This is a genomic window from Aeromonas sp. s10 (assembly GCF_040907975.1).
In the GTDB taxonomy this organism is placed as follows: domain Bacteria; phylum Pseudomonadota; class Gammaproteobacteria; order Enterobacterales; family Aeromonadaceae; genus Aeromonas; species Aeromonas caviae.
On record NZ_JBFOCV010000033.1, the window covers coordinates 372613 to 389147 of the forward strand.

Below are 16535 nucleotides of genomic sequence, written 5' to 3' on the forward strand. Positions count from 1 at the left end.
TTCTGCTGCAGTCAATAGACCATTGATAAATCAAAAGGTTCAGAGGATCCACATATGATCCTCGGCGCAGACACCATTCAGATTACTCTGAGAAAGTGGCCCGTGCCAGAAACGGGCCACTCTTTTACTTGATCCAGTTCGCAAAATCCAGCGCTTTAAAATGCTGACAAATTAATCAGGACGGTTCTATGTCGCGAATGTGTCTGTGTACCGAGAACCAGGAGGCGATCAACCCCAGCAGGGCGCCCAGCAGTATGAGATTGAAGCCGTCGAACGCCCCCATCCCCACCAGACGGAAGTTGCTGTTGTAGAGCCCCGCCAGCTCCTTCACCACCCCCTCGCTCCAGATCACCATCACCTCGGTCAGCCACCAGGCCAGCATGCCGCCAATGACCCCGAACCAGATGCCCGTATAGAGGAAGGGACGGTGGATGAAGGCATCGGTCGCTCCCACCAGCTTGAGCACTTCAATCTCGGAACGCTGGTTCAGGATATTCAGGCGCAGGGTGTTGCCCACGATCAGCAACACGGCGGAGAGCAGCAACACCGCGATACCTGTAATGGTGTGGCGCAGCAGGTTCATGATCCCCTGCAACCGGGTCAACCACTGCAGATCCAGCTTGCCCTGCTCGATACCGGGCTCGTTCTCTAGCTTGGCGAGCAGCTCGGCGGCCCCTTCGGGATTCTGCCAGCGCGGATCCGGGATCACGCTCAGCACCGGCGGCAGCGGGTTGCTGTCCAGATAATCCAGGGCATCACCGAAACCGGAGATCTCCCGAAATTCCCTGAGCGCCTCGTCACGGTTCATATAAGTGACGGACTCCACTTCCGGATAGAGCAGGATCCGCTGCTTCATGTCGAGGATGCTCTGCTCCGGCAGATCCTTGCGCAGATAGAGGGAGATCTGGGAGCTGGTCTGCCAGCTCCCCTCTACCACTTCGGCATTCTTCAGCAATACGTGGAAACAGGAAGGCAGCGCCAGACTCACGCCAAGCACTGCCAGGGTCATCAGGGAGGCGAGCGGGTTGCGCCACAGCTCACCCAGGCTGGCAAAGGCCTGACGCACATGATCCACCCCATACATCATCAAACGACGCAACGGCGGCTGTTTATGACGAACAATAGCCATCAGCGATCCTCCCCGGACGAATACATGCGACCCGCCTTGAGGGTCAGGGTGCGGTAGCGCATCCGGGCGATCAGCCCCAGATCGTGAGTGGCAATCAGCACGGAGACGCCGAAGCGGTTGAACTCCTCGAACAGGCGCATGATGTCCATGGAAAGCTGGGGATCCAGATTGCCGGTCGGCTCATCAGCCAACAGCAGGGGCGGCTTGTTGACGATGGCGCGGGCGATGCCGACCCGCTGCTGCTCACCGCCGGAGAGCATGCGCGGCTGGTAGCGCTCCTTGCCGAGCAGCCCGACCTTGTCCAGCGCCGCCGCCACCCGCTTGTTGATGTCCCCATGGCTGTAGCCATCGATCACCAGGGGCAGGGCGACGTTGTCGAACACGGTACGATCCATCAACAGACGGTGATCCTGGAAGATCATGCCGATCTGGCGGCGCACGTAGGGGATCTGACTGCGCTGGATGTGGCTGACGTCATCACCGTGGAAGAAAACGCGGCCGTCGGTCGGTCGTTCCATCACGCTGATGAGCTTGAGGAGGGTACTCTTGCCCGCCCCCGAATGGCCGGTCAGGAAGGCCATCTCCCCCTTGCGCAGGTGAAAACTGACCTTTTGCAGCGCTTGATGACCGCCACTGTAGACCTTGCTGACCTTGTCAAAACGAATCATAACGGTTCCCTGAGATTGACAAACCCCGACCGGGATAAAGCATGGGGCGCTCACTCGCCCGTACCGGCACAACACCTGGATGACAACACCGCTCACAACCATGCCGCGTGTCATCCTTGCCCGGATGAGCCATGCCTGCGCCCTCATAGTGACATACCCCGACCGGAGTCGGGGTATGGAACACGTGCTCGTCACGGCCGGGCCGACTCATGTCAGCCGGATTTATTCTTCGCGGCTGAAGAGTGCCTCGATGAAGTCGTTGGCGACGAACGGGCGCAGATCGTCGATCCCCTCGCCCACCCCGATGTAGCGGATCGGGATCTGGAACTTGTCGGCAACCGCGAAGATGACACCACCCTTGGCAGTGCCGTCCAGCTTGGTGAGGGTGATGCCGGTCAGGCCCACCGCCTCGCTGAACAGCTTGGCCTGGCTCAATGCGTTCTGGCCGGTGCCTGCGTCCAGAGTCAGCATGATCTCGTGGGGTGCCGCATCGTCCAGCTTCTTCATCACCCGCACCACCTTCTTGAGCTCCTCCATCAGGTTGCTCTTGTTCTGCAGGCGGCCGGCGGTATCGGCGATCAGCACGTCAGCCCCGCGGGAGCGGGCAGCCTCGATGGCGTCATAGATGACGGAGGCGGAGTCGGCACCGGTGTGTTGGGCAATCACCGGAATGTTGTTGCGCTGACCCCACACCTGCAGCTGCTCGACCGCAGCGGCACGGAAGGTATCGCCAGCGGCCAGCATCACGCTCTTGCCCTCGGCCTGGAACTGTTTGGCCAGCTTGCCGATGGTGGTGGTCTTGCCGACGCCGTTCACGCCGACCATCAGGATGACGTAAGGCTTCTTGCTGGTGTCGATCACCAGGGGCTGCTCGACCTTGGTCAGCATCTCGCCCATGTCCTGTTTGAGCAGACCGTAGAGCGCCTCGGCGTCCTTGAGCTGCTTGCGGTCCGCGTGCTGTACCAGCCCCTCGATGATGCGGGTGGTGGTGTCGACGCCAAGATCGGCGGTCAGCAGCTGGGTCTCCAGCTCTTCGAACAGATCGTCATCGATCTTCTTGCCGCTGAACAGGCCGAAGAAACCGGAACCGATATTCTCCCTGGTACGCACCAGGCTGCGCTTGAGGCGGGCAAAGAAGCCCTCCCGCTGCGGCTTCTCCTGAGTGTCGTCGTCCACCTTGGCGGCAAGTGGCAGAGCGGCCAGCGCGGCGGCCTCAGCTTCCATCGCGGCGACCAGACGCAAATCTTCCGCTCGCTGGGCCTCTTTGGCGACACGGGCTTCCTCGGCAGCCTGAGCTTCGGCGGCAATACGGGCTTCTTCTGCGGCTCGAGCCTCGGCGGCAATACGGGCTTCTTCCGCGGCAAGGGCTTCGGCAGCGATGCGAGCCTCTTCCGCAGCGCGTGCCTCGGCAGCAATACGAGCTTCTTCCGCGACGCGAGCCTCGGCAGCAATACGAGCTTCTTCCGCGACGCGGGCCTCGGCGGCAATACGGGTCTCTTCTGCGGCGCGAGCCTCGGCGGCAATACGGGCTTCTTCTGCGGCGCGAGCCTCGGCGGCAACACGGGCCTCTTCTGCGGCGCGGGCCTCGGCAGCAATACGGGCCTCTTCTGCGGCGCGGGCTTCGGCAACGATGCGAGCCTCTTCCGCGGCGCGGGCTTCGGCAACGATGCGAGCCTCTTCCGCGGCGCGGGCCTCGGCGGCAATACGGGCTTCTTCTGCGGCGCGAGCTTCGGCGGCGACAATGGCTTCGTCTGAGACCTGAGCTTCGGTGGCGATCAAGGCCTCATTGACGATGACGGGCTCAAGCTCGCCCTCCGGCTCTTCCACAACCAGGGGGCCTTCGTCAGGGCCGCTCAGCAGCGCTTCGGGCTTGGCGGCGGGGGCATCAGCCGGGGCAACATCGGCGACAGGCGCGGGAACAGCGGCGGCCTCCGACTCGACTACCGCCGGGGTAGCGTCGGGCGCCTGCGATGGAACGGCCTCAGCCTCTTCTTTCTTGCGGCCGAAACCCAGCCAGGAAAACAAACCTTTTGCCATCTAAAAATACTCACATCAAAGGCTGACTGCTAAGATAGCCGTCCCTCGGCGGGTCGGCATAAAAATGAACCGCCTTATACTATCACTTTATTTTCTGACGACGAAACGCGATGCCCAGAGTGAAATCCAGCCGTAACAGCCCGAGCAAGAGCCCGGCCCCCCAGGGGCGAGCGGGCGTGGTACGAATCATCAGCGGCCAATGGAAGGGGCGCAAACTCCCCGTCAGGGATGTGGAAGGGCTCAGACCCACCACGGATCGCGTCAAGGAGACCATCTTCAACTGGCTGGCTCCCCACGTGCGCGGTACCCGCTGCCTGGATCTGTTCGCCGGCAGCGGCGGGCTGGGGCTGGAAGCCTTGTCCCGCTATGCCGAACAGGTCACCCTGATCGAGATGGACAGAGGCGCCGCCGACCAGCTCAAGAAGAACCTGACGACCCTGGGCAGCAGCCAGGGGCAGGTGATCCAGGCCGATGCCGTGAGCTGGCTGCAAGGCCCGGCCACCCCCTTCGACCTGGTCTTTCTGGACCCCCCGTTTCGTCGCGAGCTGCTGCCCCAGGTGTGCGAGCTGCTCGAGCAGCGCGGCTGGCTGGCATCCGATGCCCTCATCTATCTGGAGCGGGAAAAAGAGATGGCCGATCTGGCTCTGCCCGCCAACTGGAAACTACTCAAGGACAAGCAGGCTGGTCAGGTCTGCTATCAGCTCTATCTGCGGGACACCAAGCATGACGCTGCTGTTTAAAGGGGAGATGGGTACAGTCCCCTTCTCCGTCAATTTGGACAACGGCTCAAGGACAAGCAGGTCGATCACATCAGGTCTGCTATCAACTCTATGTACGGGAGGTAAACGATGAAGCGGGTGTTTAATCTGTTGGCGATGGGGGTGCTGCTGTTCTTCTGGTTCGGTGTGGCACTCGCCCTGCTGGGCACCCTGCCGGGCAAACTGAACGGCTTTCTGCCTGTGTGCGGCGTCATCGTGATATTGATGCACTGGGTACAGGCCAGCATGATCAAGGCGGCTTGCAAACCCTACTTCGCGGTCACTCGTCTCGAATTCACCCAGGTGCTGATCTTCGGGGTGTTCGGCATGATGGATATCCGCACCAAGCTGCAGGCCATCATAGACGCTAGGAAGAAGGGAGAGACCCCCCCCAGGGCCGACTAGGCCACCCCCGGCCCGACCAGAAGGAGTGATTCGTCACTCCTTCTGCGTTTTTCCGAGGCTGATTCCCAGCTTGATGGAGAGGGCGGCGAGCAGCAGCAGCATGGCAATGAGGGAGAAGAAGTTGCTGCCAAGCTCGGGGTACTGCACCTTGACCAGGGCAGAATGGCCGAACACGCCGATAAAGAAGCAGAGCAGGATGCAGCTGGGTGTGTTGCCCACCATGGGCTCATGGCGATAGTGCTGATAGAGCTGGCTGGCCGCCAGCAACAGGGCGATGAGGGGGTAGAAGGAGAAGGGGACGACCGACTCCATCAAGGCCGACAGGAAGGCATCGCCACAGATACCGATCAGCAGGGCCAGCACCAGGGGCTTCTTCGGAATCGCGTTCGGTTCATGCATGAGGCTGTCCATCCTTGCGTTATGTGAGAGATTCGTGGCGCTTGCGGTTCTGCACCTCGGCGCCCATGGCGATCATCCGCAGCTGGCTGATGGTCCGCTCCGACAGTGCCTTGCACTCTTCCGGGGTCATGTCGAGGGCGTCTGCACCGGCGCTGAAGACGATGGTCACCATGGCCTCCGCCTGGATATAGGCCTCTTCCCGTGGCGCCTGCGTGGTGGCTTCCAGATAATCGGTCAGCTCGGCGATGAAGTGCTGGATCTCCCGAGCCACCGCCTGACGGAATGCAGCCGAGGTGCCGGAGCGCTCGCGCAGCAGTAGCCGGAAGATGTTCGGGTTGTTTTCGACGAATTCCATGAAGGTCTGCACCGAGGTGCTGATGACGCTGCCACCACCGGCAATGCGCTGGCGCGCCTGGCGCATCAGTTGGCGCAGGGTCAGCCCTCCCTCGTCCACCAGCGTCAGCCCCAGCTCTTCCATGTCCCGAAAGTGGCGATAGAAGGAGGTCGGCGCTATGCCCGCCTCTCTGGCCACTTCCCGCAGGCTGAGGTTGGAGAAACTGCGGTTGGCGCAGAGTTGACTGAACGCCGCCTCGATCAGCGTACGCCGGGTTTTTTCTTTTTGTTGCGCGCGAATACCCACGAAAACAGTCACCTTGAGATTAGCGAGGCCAGATGATAACCCGAAGGCGGGGCCGGGATCAGGTTTGTCTCCGACTTTTTTACCATTGACCCGCATTCCGGCTCAATGGAGAATAGTGAACAGCTGTTCGCTGAAAGGAGCCGAGTGAAATGGACCGCCCCCCGATCATCATGACCAACACCCTGCTGTTCGCCCTCTCCGGGCTGACGGCACTGATAGCGGTCCCCTGGTATGGACTGAGCCAGGGCTACGACCTCTGGCAGTGGCTCTGCTTCCTGCTGCTGTTCTGCTATTGCGGCATCTCCATCACCGCCGGCTACCACAGGCTCTGGTCCCACAAGGCCTACAAGGCGCACCCGGCCCTGCAATGGCTCTTCGCCATCGGAGGCGCGCTCGCCCTGCAGAACTCGGCGCTGCACTGGTCCTCGGATCATCGCCGCCACCACCGCCACGTGGATGACAACCAGAAGGATCCCTACAGTGCGGGTCGCGGCTTCTGGTACTCCCACATCGGCTGGATGCTGCGGGAATACCAGCGCGACACCTACCACGACTACAGCAATGTGCGCGACCTGCAAAACAACCCCGTGGTCGCCTTCCAGCACAGGCACTATCTCGCCCTGGCTCTGGTCACCAACATCGGCATTCCGCTGCTGCTCGGCCTCCTGCACGGGGATTTGCTCGGCATGATGCTGCTGGCCGGGGTGCTGCGCATGGTGATGACCCATCACACCACCTTCTTCATCAACTCCCTGGCCCACATCTGGGGCAGCCAGCCGTTCACGGATCGCAACAGCGCCCGGGACAACGGCATCCTGGCCTTCTTCACCTTTGGCGAGGGCTATCACAACTTCCATCACCTGTTCGAGAACGACTACCGCAACGGCATTCAGTGGTGGCAGTTCGATCCCACCAAGTGGCTGATCCGCACCGCCGCCTGGTGCGGGCTCGCCAAAGACCTGAGATCCTGCCCGGAGGAACGCATCGAGCAGGCCAGGCTGGAGATGCAACTCAAGCGCGCCCAGGCCAGAGTGCACCAGCAGGACGACAGGGAACGCTGGCAGGCACTGCTGCAGGAGGAGTACGACAAGCTGAGCCTGCAGATCCAGCACTACTATGCCAGCCGCAAGTCACTGCTGGAGCAGCGCAAGCGCACAGCCCTCGCACGCTACGACAGGCTCAGGCTGCAACTGGAGTACCGCACAGTGCGAGACGGTTTCCTCGTTGCCAAGCGCAACTGGAGTCGTCTGCTGGCGGGCCTCGCCTGATCGCCGAGACATCACGCAAAAGACCGCCAGCAGGCGGTCTTTTTGATTGGGCAAGCAGACGGCGGGCATAAAAAATGGGGCAACATTCGCATGTCACCCCCTCGCAAATAGCATGTTCCATATTGGGCTCCCGCAACCACGGGGGTCTGTCTGGCATCACGGGTTTCCGCTCCCGATCCGCCTCGCCTGCCGGAGCAATCCGGTTGGCCCATTTCCCCTGTTGCCGTCACCCACACGGCAGACCAGCCGCCGTGTTTGTCCTTGCACTCGAGATACTACGCAGTTAAATAAAATAAAAAACCGTTCTACACGCACCTCTATGCAGTCGAGGAGCCTGGATTGTTACGGCGCCCTTAATATAAATCGATTAAAAACAATACGATGCAATCCAGTCCCGTTTTTGGATGGCAAACGTTATCCTCGAAGGCGCACAAGGCTTTGCGAGATCTCGCACAAGGCGGATCCCACTCACAACCAACGATGCAAAGGTAACCAATCGCTCAATTGCGCCAGCAGGCGCCGCCATGCAGAGGGGGACGCCGCCACCGGGTGCACGGCCTGCTGCAACCAGCCATCAATGAGTTGCTGCAACTCGTCGCACAACCTCGGGCTATGGAGGTGCAGCATCAACTCGGTGTTGAGCATCAGGGAGCGGGGATCCAGGTTGAAACTGCCGAGCAGCGCCTCCTCCTTCCCCATCAGGATCAGCTTGGCATGCAGACTGAACGCCTCCGTCGTCAGCTCGAACAGGGTGACCCCCTGACGCTCGAGCCAGGGGCGGTGACGTCGATAGGCGCCATAGACCAGGGGCACGTCCGTGCTGGCCAGGGAGTTGGTCAGGATCTCGATGTCGACCCCCTGCCGTCGCTGCCCCTTGAGCCGGCGACGCAGCCCCCGTGTCAGGATCAGGTAAGGGCTCACCAACCTCAGGGCCCCCTGATTGCTCGCCAGCATGCGTCCCAGCAGGGGCGCCGTGGTCGGCCGGGCGACCAGCCCCTTGCCGGGGCGATCGAACCAGCACTGCCCTCGCCCGGGATGCCAGCAAAGGGGAACGGGGCACTCATCAAACAGAGTGGCCGGCAGATCATAGGCGGCCGCCATGGCGGGGTCGGTCAGGGTCAGCAGGAAATCGTTCAGGGCCCGGGTTTCGGCTGGCAGCAAGGGGCGTCTCAACAGGCGACGGACCGGGTGGCTCCAGCGACTGTGCCAGAACAGCGCGAACCCCTGCTCGGCCTGCTGACAGAGGGGGCCGCGGCAGAGCAGATCCAGGTCGATGAAGTGAGGCGGCATCCCCAGCCCGAAGTAACGATCACCAATATTGCGCCCGCCGATCACCGCCTGGCTGCCATCCACCAGCAGCAGCTTGTTGTGCATCCGGTGATTGATGCGGCGAAAGCTCAGCACCCCTTCCAGCAGCAAGGTAAGGGGACGCCAGCCCCGCAGCCAGAAGGGGTTGAACAGGCGCACCTCGATGCCCGGTTCCGCCGCCACCGCCTCCAGAAAGCGGTTCTCCCCGCCGTAGAGATCATCGATGAGCAGTTGCACCACCACTCCGCGCCGGGCCGCCCGCACCAGCTCCGCCAGCAGCAGCTTGCCGCTGCCGTCCTCTTCCCAGCTGTAATACTGGGCGAGGATCCGGTGGCGAGCCTGGCGGATCAACTGGCATCGGGCCTTGAGGGCTGCACCGGGATCGGCGAGCAAGGCAAACTCGGCGGGGATCAAGGGTCATCTCTCTGTCATCTGGTGGTGGCATAACCCAGACAACCGCCCCGATAGCCCAGTGTCAAGGAGCCGATGATGGAACTGCGCGACCACCCCTCCCTCAGTCAGAGACCCCATGCCAGCCAACCGGATCCCACCCCGGCCAGGCTGTTGATGCCCTGGTACCAGCAGCACCGGGATCTGGGCTGGGAGCCCCTTGCGCAGCATCACGAGGATCCCCCCCCCGGCCAGCATTGACAGGCTCAGGGCTGCACCGCCTCGATGGCCTCTGACTTGCCCTCCAGCTGGGGCAGGCTGAAACGGTAGGCCACGTAGTATTTGTAGATGGTGCCAACGTAGTTGATGGGCCCCTGGCCCACGTCGTTGGCCACCAGCTGCTCCACGTTGCCGAACCAGACGTTCGGATCCAGCCCCTTGTCAGCCGCCTTGGCCTGCAATGCCTGGACCCGGTTCGGACCCGCATTGTAGGCGGCCAGGGCGAACAGATGGCGATTGAGCCTGTCCATCCCGGGATCATTGAAGTAGGTGTCCAGGATGAGCCGCATGTAGCGACAGGCCGCCTCCACATTGCCCTCCAGACTGGTGAGTCTGGCGCCGCGGATCCCCACCTCCTTGCCGGTGCTCGGCAGCAATTGCATGATGCCGACGGCCCCCCGGTGAGAGCCGACATTGGGATTGAGCCCCGACTCCTTGTAAGCCAGCGCGGCCAGCATCAGCCAGTCCAGCTGATACTTGTCCGCCTGGGCCTCCAGTACCTTGCGAATGGTCGACAGTCGCCCCAGCGGGTCCGGCGCCAGTATGTTGCTCATGCGGTCGCTCTGCGCCAGCAGGCGGCGCAATGTCATGTCACTGTAGAGGGTCCGCTTGCTCGACTCCGAGATGTAGGCGTTCACCGCCTTGAGCAGCTCCGGGCTGTTGTTGCGCAGGGCCCAGGCGCTGCGCCCCTTGTCCCGCAGCGGAATCAGCCTGTGGGCCTTGAGGCCGCCAATCATGTCGAGCCAGATCCGCCCCTTGAAGCTGTCGGTGACCGTCAGCGGAATGATCCCGGCTGACACCATCTCCAGCAGGTCCCCGTCCTGCAGGTATTCGGGAACCGTCTCGATGTAGACCGGGGGCAACCCCAGCTCCCGAAACAGCCAGTTGAGCTGGTGCAGGCTCTCGAAATAACTGGAGCTGGCTCGCACCCAGATCCGCCGGCCGGACAGCTGGGTGATGCGATTGAAGGCAGGGAGCTCCCGCTGGCTCACCACCCACTCCTCGATGGGGGTGATCAGCGGCTGGGAGAAGGTCACCTGCTCGCGCCGGGTGGGGGTGACCGTCAGGTTGGCGGCCACCAGATCCCCGCGCCCCTCGGCCAGATAGTCCAGCAGCTTGTCCTGGCGCACCGGGATATAAATGATCTTGAGCTTGAGCTTCTCCTTGGCCAGGTAGGTCTGGTTCAACCAGCGCTCGAATCCCTGAAGCTGATTGACCAGGATGCCGTACTGGGCTCCCTTGTCGAAAAAGAAAAACCCCCGCTCATAGACCACCAGGGCCCTGAGCTCTTTTTTTTGCAGGATGTGTTCGAGATCACCGGCCTGGGGCAGCAACTGCGGCTTGAGATCCGCCGCCAGCAGAGGGAGAGAGCAGAGAGCCAGCAGGGCCCAGATCCATCGCCGCATCATGATTTAACCACCTCGCTGTGGGCCGGTGCGCACCGTCGGGTCTGTCAGAGAAGGCGCCTGCGCCAAGTCATGGGGCGTCGCGGGATCTTCTGCCGATCGGCGCATGCCGGACGGAAAACGGATCGTCCGTGGGATAACTCACTATACAACGCAAAGGGAGGGAAAAAGCGAGGGGCAGAGCAAGACGGCAGGCAAGCCTGCCGTGTCATCACGATCTCAGAGGGAGCGGGCGCGCATCTCGAAGATCAGCTTCTCGGCGGTGCAGGTGAATTGCAGGCGGGCCTTCAGGATCACGCCATCCGGGCCCCGGCTCAGCTCGCTGCTGCTTTTGGCTTCGGCAGTAACCTGCTTGGCCAGCGCCTCGTAAGCTGCAAATTTCTCGCGGGCGTCGGCTTCTGCTGCGGCCTCGATCACCAGCTCCATGACGTCGTCACCTTCGCCGATGATGGTGCCAATTTCGGCGAAACAGCCGCAACTGTCACAGGTCTCGTTCAGTTCCACTTTCTCGTCTACAGACATACGTTCACTCCTACTTATTCCGGATATTGTCATCGTCGCGCAAGGCGTTGCGAAAATCCCTGATGGCAGTGCCCAGATCCTCACCGGCGCCAGCCAGGCGTTTGCTGCCAAACACCACGACGGCGACCACGAGCAGGATCAGCAGATGCCAGATATGAATGCCACCCAGTCCCATAGGGAGACTCCTGACTGTTAGATACCTGGAGGTTGTATCAAAAGAAAGCGTATCGATTGTTGGGCAAAATCAAGGCAGGTGCAAGTTGGCGAAAAAATCGCGCAAAAAAACCGCGACGAGGCGCAAAAAAATACGGCGACCATGGGCCGCCGTATGAGTCGGTGCTACTTGTCCCCTCAACCGCTACATCCTGTACCAGCCGCCACCAGGGCGAGAGACCCGTCGAGCATAGGATCGCCAAGATATGAAAACAAATGGTATATATTCATCTAGGAATTGAAGAGGATTCATATCATGTTGCTGGAACAGCTTGCACGCATAGACCTTAATTTGTTGATAATCCTGCAAGTCTTGCTGGAAGAGCGCAACGGCAGCCGGGCTGCACGCCGTTTGCACCTGAGCCAGTCCGCCGTCAGCAAGGCCCTCGGGCGGTTGCGGGAGACCTTTGACGATCCCCTGTTCGTGCGCTCGGCCTACGGGATGGATCCCACTCCCCGCGCCCTGGATCTCCAGCAGCAACTGCAGCCCATACTGCTCTCCCTGGACAACCTGATCCAGCCGCCGGACTTCGATCCCGCCAGCACGGAGCGGGAGTTCGTCATCGCCAGCATGGACAGCGCCTTCACCCTGTTTGCCCCCCTCTACCTGAGCGAACTGAAGCGTCAGGCCCCTGGCATCCGCCTGCGCTACGAGGAGTGGACCGAACACAGCCTGACCGAGATGAGCCAGGGCCAGGTGGATATCGCCTTCACGGTGCGGGAGAACTGCATCAATTCGGATTTTCGCCTCGACACCCTGCCCAACGCCATCTGCCAGCGGTTGCTCACCATCGACGATCTCACCTGCCTGGTGCAGCGGGATCACCCTGCCTTGCAGGAGCCCGAGTGGGATCTCGCCCGTTACCTCGCCTACCCCCATGTGCAGACCTACTGCGAGGGGCGGGATCGCTGGATGCTGGATCACAAGCTGGCGGAGCAGGATCTCTATCGCCGGATCGAGGCGACCGTGCCCTCCTTCGAGGCGGCCCTGCGCATGGGCATGCACTCGGACATGATAGTGACCCTCTCCCGGCTCTATGCCCGCCACGCGACCCAGGTCTATCCCCTGGTGCCGCTGCCGCTGCCCATCGCCCTGGACAGCATCTCCCACCTGCTCATCTGGCATCAGCGCCACGAGGAGGATCCGGGCCACCGCTGGCTGCGGGAGACCCTACTCGCCCTCATCATGGGCAAGCTGGAAACCTCGGCGGACGGCCCGGCCGCTGCCGCCTGACGCGCAAAAAAAACGGGGCTCAAGAAGCCCCGTTTCACGTTGACATCAGCATTCGCCCCGTCAGTTCTGACCCGTCACCGCCAGATAGTGGTGCACCCCGTCCAGCAGCATCTGCACCGAGATCATCACCAGCAGCATGCCCATCAGCCGCTCCACCGCGGTGAGTCCTCGCTCACCCAGCAGCTTGTTGAACAGCTCGTAGAACATCAGGATCACGGCGCTGGCCCCCCAGGCCATCAGCAGGGCCAATGACCAGTCCACCATCCGGGTCGGCTCCTGGTTGGCCAGAAGCAGCAGGGAAGCCAGGATGGAGGGGCCCGCAATCATGGGGATGGCCATGGGCACCAGGAAGGGCTCCTCCCCCGCCGCCAGCCCGGTCACACCACCGGGGCTCGGGAAGATCATCTTGATGGCGATGAGGAAGAGGATGATGCCCCCCGCGATGCTGACCGCCTCCTGACGCAGGTTGAGGAAGCTCAGGATCTGCTGACCGGCGAACAGGAAGCCCATCATGATCACCAGTGAAAACAACAGCTCCCGCAGCATCACCTTGCGTCGACGCTTGGGGTCGACATGGCGCAGGATGGAGAGGAAGACCGGCAGGTTGCCCAGCGGATCCATGATCAGAAACAGCATGACGGCAGCGGAGAATGTGTCCATAGAGCGCCCGGGCAGAACCTTTCAACAAGAGGGGAAGGAGGGCGAAATATAACAAAGGTGGCGGGATTCGGCGAGCGCCCCACCGCGCTCGCCGCTGGCGATCATCCGTGGTTGCAGATCTTGTCGGCGCGGGTCTGGAACCCTGACTCCGAGTCGATGAACTTGCCGCGCCTGGCCAGGAAGTCGATCAGGGCGTCAGCGTCCATCTCGCTGGCGCTGCAGGTGTGGAACCGGGCCTCGGCACCGAAGCGCGAGGCGATCGCCGCCCTGAGGCTGGCCCGGGTAAACGGACTCTCCTGCTCCAGCATCATCTCCATCACTTCGTGACCGTGTATCGATTGGGGCATCTCGAACCTCTTTAATCATCATGTCAGATGACAATTAAAGCCCGAAGCCCGGAGAGGGTTCTTGATATAGGCCAACAAAACGCCTTTTTTAACGCCAGCGGGCTGGTCGTGAGCGCCGCTTTGTCGATAATGTGGCAACCTGACGGGGGGATGGCTACACTGTCGCCCCTTTTTGCCACCGCAGACAGAAATAAGGACATTGGCGTCATGCTGTTCCATGGATTGGTCTTCAAACCCTGGCGGATCTGGACCCGTCGCCCGCTCTGGTTGAAGACTCTGCTCGGCATGCTGACCGGGATAGGTCTGGGACTCTGCTTCAGCGAGCAGGCCCTGCTGCTCAAGCCCATCGGCGTCCTGTTCGTCAACACCATCCAGATGCTGATGGTGCCCCTCATCTTCTGTTCCGTCCTGGCAGGCCTCACCGCCCTGCTCAAGGGCAAGCGGCTCGACCGCATCGCCGGCAAGGCCATCGGCTTCTATCTCTGCTCCACCGCCGTCGCCATCTGCATCGGCCTGATGATGGGCTGGCTGCTGGAACCGGGCATGGGCGCCAACATGGGTCCTTATGAACGGGGCGCCATGGCGCAGCAACCTACTCTGGCCAGCGTGCTGAGCCACCTGGTGCCGCGCAACCCGGTGCAGGCCATGGGCGATGGCAAGATATTGCAGGTGATCGTGTTCGCCGTGGCCCTCGCTCTCGCCCTCAACGCCACCGGACGACGCGGCCGCCCCGCCATACTGTTCTTTACCTCCCTGGCAGAGGGAATGTTCAAGCTGACCCAGATGGTGATGGCGCTGGCCCCCTATGGCGTCTGCGCCCTGATGGCCTGGATGACCGGCAAGTACGGCGTCAGCCTGCTGTTGCCGCTGCTCAAGGTGATCGGCGCCGTCTACCTCGGCTGCCTGCTCCACGTGCTCGGCGTCTACAGCAGCCTGCTGCTCCTGATGGCGCGCCTCAACCCGTTGCACTACTTCAAGAGCATCGTCGATGCCCAGGCGGTGGCCTTCACCAGCAGTTCAAGCAGCAGCACCCTGCCCATCAGCCTGGCCTGCGCCGAACGCAGGCTCGGGGTCTCCCCCGCCATCACCGCCAAGGTGCTGCCCATCGGCGCCACCATCAACATGGATGGCACCGCCCTCTATCAGGGAGTCACCGCCCTGTTCGTGGCCCAGGCCTTCGGGGTGGATCTGCATCTGGTGGACTACCTGACCATCATCAGCATCGTCACGCTGGCCAGCATCGGCACGGCGGGCACACCCGGTACCGGGCTGATGCTGCTGACCCTGACCCTCACTGCCGTGGGACTGCCGCTGGAAGGGGTGGCACTCATCGCAGGCATAGACCGGATCCTCGACATGGCGCGCACCACGGTCAACGTCTCCGGCGACATCCTGGTCTCCGTGCTCATCGCCCGCAGCGAGAAGGAGCTGGATCTCGCCACCTACCACGATGCCCATGCGGGGGATGACATCGACTTCACCCTGAGCTGAGGGCGCGAGGGGCGTTCAATGATCCTGGGGATCGTGATGGCAGCGCCAGCAGATATCGAAGTTGGCGCCGTTCTCCTCCCCGCACTGGCCGCACAGCCAGCCGTTGCCCTGGCGCTGCTGGTAGCGCTCGATGATCCGGCCCGCCCGCTGACGATCCCGCTCGTTCACCATCAGGGTCACTTGCAGCAGATCCACCGGCAGCTCCCCGAGCGCGCCGGAGAGTCCTTCGCCGCTGAGGCGCACCCTGACTCCCTCTACTTCCAAGGCCCCTTTCAGGGCATGCGCCTCCAGGGAGTGAGAGGCGCGATACAAGTTAATCCACTGATCCATACGTTGTCCTCGAAACCCTTGCCAGTGCCGTCATCACCAGCACTACCATCATTCCAGGGCGAGCATCTTCCGGGAGCGAGATGCCCGATACAGATTCATCCACCGCTCCATACGTTGTCCTCGAAACCCTTACAGCAGCTTGTCGATACCGTAAGCCGGGCCGTTGGCAACCAGAAAATCGATGAATGCCCTCAGCTTGCGCGGCATCAGGCGCCGCTCGGGAAACAGCAGGTAGATGGGTACCCTGGGTTGCTGCCACTCCGGCAGCAAGGAGACCAGCGTCCCGTTCGCCAGCTCATCATGGCACAGCATGGCGGGCAGGGAAGCCAGCCCCAGCCCCGCCTTCGCCGCCTCCCTGGCACAGGTGATGTTGTTGACCTGGAAGCGGGACGGGGGATCCACCAGCACTTCGCGATCATCCAGCTCGAAACACCAGTGCGAGGCGAGGAACCCCGTGCTGACCGCGATCCGCTCGTGATGCACCAGATCGGCGGGCCTCTGGATCACCGGGTGGCGCGCCAGATAGTCCGGGCTGGCGCACAGCAGCCGCTCGGTGCTCCAGAGACGCCGCGCCGCCAGGTTGGAGTCGCTCATGTCGCCGACCCGCACGATGGCATCCAGCCCTTCGCTGATGGGATCCACGATGCGGTTGGTCAGCTCCAGCTCCACCTTCATGCCCGGATAGGCTTGCAGGAAGTTCGCCACCAGCCTGCCCACCACCAGCTGTCCCGTCTCGATGGGCACCGCCAGCTTGAGGGTCCCCGTCACCTCCTGCTGGCTGGCACTGAGCATCAGCTCGGCCTGGGCCAGCTCCTCCACCGCCTTGCTGCAGCGTAGATAATATTGTTCACCGGCTTCCGTCAGGGTGAGCTGCCGGGTGGAGCGATAGAGCAACCGCGCGCCGAGACGCTGCTCCAGCTCGGCAATGCGGCGGCTCACCGTCGCCTTGGTCATGCCCAGCTCCTGGGCAGCGGCGGTAAAGGAGCCCTTGTCGACGATACGAACGAGGATTAAGGCAGCATTCAGGTCCATTGTTTCACCAGTGAAACTG

At 62.1% G+C, this 16535-nt stretch carries 19 protein-coding genes; 6 read left to right on the forward strand and 13 right to left on the reverse strand.

Translation table 11 applies throughout. The annotated features are described in order from the left end of the window. Positions 1-175: 175 nt before the first annotated feature. The 3 genes from ftsX to ftsY form a co-directional block, all read right to left on the reverse strand. Complete coding sequence (gene ftsX, locus AB5Y59_RS10905) at positions 176-1129, reverse strand: permease-like cell division protein FtsX (RefSeq protein WP_029313524.1); 954 nt, start codon at positions 1127-1129, stop codon at positions 176-178. Beyond that, on the reverse strand, positions 1129-1797 hold the full coding sequence (gene ftsE, locus AB5Y59_RS10910; protein ID WP_010672603.1) for a cell division ATP-binding protein FtsE: 669 nt from the start codon (positions 1795-1797) through the stop codon (positions 1129-1131). The genes ftsX and ftsE overlap by 1 nt, the downstream gene beginning before the upstream one ends. Before the next feature lie 222 nt (positions 1798-2019). Continuing rightward, on the reverse strand, positions 2020-3834 hold the full coding sequence (gene ftsY, locus AB5Y59_RS10915; RefSeq protein WP_368211973.1) for a signal recognition particle-docking protein FtsY: 1815 nt from the start codon (positions 3832-3834) through the stop codon (positions 2020-2022). Between the two features lie 110 nt (positions 3835-3944). Between ftsY and rsmD the strand changes: the two genes are divergently transcribed. Next, complete coding sequence (gene rsmD / locus AB5Y59_RS10920) at positions 3945-4574, forward strand: 16S rRNA (guanine(966)-N(2))-methyltransferase RsmD (RefSeq protein WP_368211974.1); 630 nt, start codon at positions 3945-3947, stop codon at positions 4572-4574. 108 nt (positions 4575-4682) lie between these two features. Then, positions 4683-4997: a DUF1145 domain-containing protein gene (locus AB5Y59_RS10925; RefSeq protein WP_010672600.1), complete on the forward strand. Its 315-nt coding sequence runs from the start codon at positions 4683-4685 to the stop codon at positions 4995-4997. Between the two features lie 33 nt (positions 4998-5030). On the opposite strand, the gene AB5Y59_RS10930 is transcribed toward AB5Y59_RS10925, so the two are convergent. Together AB5Y59_RS10930 and fabR are read right to left on the reverse strand one after the other, a co-directional pair. Further along, complete coding sequence (locus tag AB5Y59_RS10930; protein ID WP_041212194.1) at positions 5031-5396, reverse strand: YijD family membrane protein; 366 nt, start codon at positions 5394-5396, stop codon at positions 5031-5033. A 19-nt stretch (positions 5397-5415) separates the two neighbouring features. After that, a complete protein-coding gene (gene fabR, locus AB5Y59_RS10935; protein WP_010672598.1) occupies positions 5416-6036 on the reverse strand; it encodes an HTH-type transcriptional repressor FabR in 621 nt (206 codons plus the stop codon). 149 nt (positions 6037-6185) lie between these two features. Between fabR and AB5Y59_RS10940 the strand changes: the two genes are divergently transcribed. After that, on the forward strand, positions 6186-7304 hold the full coding sequence (locus AB5Y59_RS10940; RefSeq protein WP_368211975.1) for a fatty acid desaturase: 1119 nt from the start codon (positions 6186-6188) through the stop codon (positions 7302-7304). A 468-nt stretch (positions 7305-7772) separates the two neighbouring features. On the opposite strand, the gene AB5Y59_RS10945 is transcribed toward AB5Y59_RS10940, so the two are convergent. Continuing rightward, positions 7773-9026 (reverse strand): phosphatidylserine/phosphatidylglycerophosphate/cardiolipin synthase family protein, encoded by a 1254-nt coding sequence (locus AB5Y59_RS10945; RefSeq protein ID WP_236275859.1) that lies wholly within the window; start codon positions 9024-9026, stop codon positions 7773-7775. A 75-nt stretch (positions 9027-9101) separates the two neighbouring features. Between AB5Y59_RS10945 and AB5Y59_RS10950 the strand changes: the two genes are divergently transcribed. Beyond that, complete coding sequence (locus AB5Y59_RS10950; RefSeq protein ID WP_368211976.1) at positions 9102-9263, forward strand: hypothetical protein; 162 nt, start codon at positions 9102-9104, stop codon at positions 9261-9263. Between the two features lie 5 nt (positions 9264-9268). Here AB5Y59_RS10950 and AB5Y59_RS10955 read toward each other — a convergent pair whose 3' ends face one another. The 3 genes from AB5Y59_RS10955 to tatA form a co-directional block, all read right to left on the reverse strand. Beyond that, complete coding sequence (locus AB5Y59_RS10955; RefSeq protein WP_103244097.1) at positions 9269-10690, reverse strand: lytic transglycosylase F; 1422 nt, start codon at positions 10688-10690, stop codon at positions 9269-9271. A 216-nt stretch (positions 10691-10906) separates the two neighbouring features. Next, the gene (locus AB5Y59_RS10960) at positions 10907-11209 is read right to left on the reverse strand and encodes a YfcZ/YiiS family protein (RefSeq protein WP_010672593.1); all 303 of its coding nucleotides are present in this window, start codon (positions 11207-11209) and stop codon (positions 10907-10909) included. A gap of 10 nt (positions 11210-11219) precedes the next feature. Further along, entirely contained in the window at positions 11220-11384 is a 165-nt protein-coding gene (tatA, locus tag AB5Y59_RS10965) for a twin-arginine translocase TatA/TatE family subunit (protein WP_368211977.1), read from the reverse strand. Between the two features lie 294 nt (positions 11385-11678). On the opposite strand from tatA, the gene AB5Y59_RS10970 reads away from it, so the two are divergent. Beyond that, positions 11679-12656 carry a LysR substrate-binding domain-containing protein gene (locus AB5Y59_RS10970; RefSeq protein ID WP_010672591.1) on the forward strand — a complete coding sequence of 326 codons (978 nt, stop codon included), beginning with the start codon at positions 11679-11681 and terminating at the stop codon, positions 12654-12656. A gap of 60 nt (positions 12657-12716) precedes the next feature. On the opposite strand, the gene AB5Y59_RS10975 is transcribed toward AB5Y59_RS10970, so the two are convergent. Next, a complete protein-coding gene (locus tag AB5Y59_RS10975; RefSeq protein ID WP_010672590.1) occupies positions 12717-13316 on the reverse strand; it encodes a YhgN family NAAT transporter in 600 nt (199 codons plus the stop codon). A 101-nt stretch (positions 13317-13417) separates the two neighbouring features. After that, entirely contained in the window at positions 13418-13663 is a 246-nt protein-coding gene (locus AB5Y59_RS10980; protein ID WP_045522984.1) for a YecH family metal-binding protein, read from the reverse strand. 207 nt (positions 13664-13870) lie between these two features. Here AB5Y59_RS10980 and AB5Y59_RS10985 point away from each other — a divergent pair, with 207 nt between their 5' ends. Further along, on the forward strand, positions 13871-15154 hold the full coding sequence (locus tag AB5Y59_RS10985; protein WP_368211978.1) for a dicarboxylate/amino acid:cation symporter: 1284 nt from the start codon (positions 13871-13873) through the stop codon (positions 15152-15154). A 15-nt stretch (positions 15155-15169) separates the two neighbouring features. Here AB5Y59_RS10985 and AB5Y59_RS10990 read toward each other — a convergent pair whose 3' ends face one another. Both AB5Y59_RS10990 and AB5Y59_RS10995 read right to left on the reverse strand, forming a co-directional pair. After that, entirely contained in the window at positions 15170-15484 is a 315-nt protein-coding gene (locus AB5Y59_RS10990) for a DUF2007 domain-containing protein (RefSeq protein ID WP_010672587.1), read from the reverse strand. Positions 15485-15613: 129 nt separating this feature from the next. Further along, positions 15614-16516: a LysR family transcriptional regulator gene (locus AB5Y59_RS10995; protein ID WP_010672586.1), complete on the reverse strand. Its 903-nt coding sequence runs from the start codon at positions 16514-16516 to the stop codon at positions 15614-15616. Positions 16517-16535 lie beyond the last annotated feature (19 nt).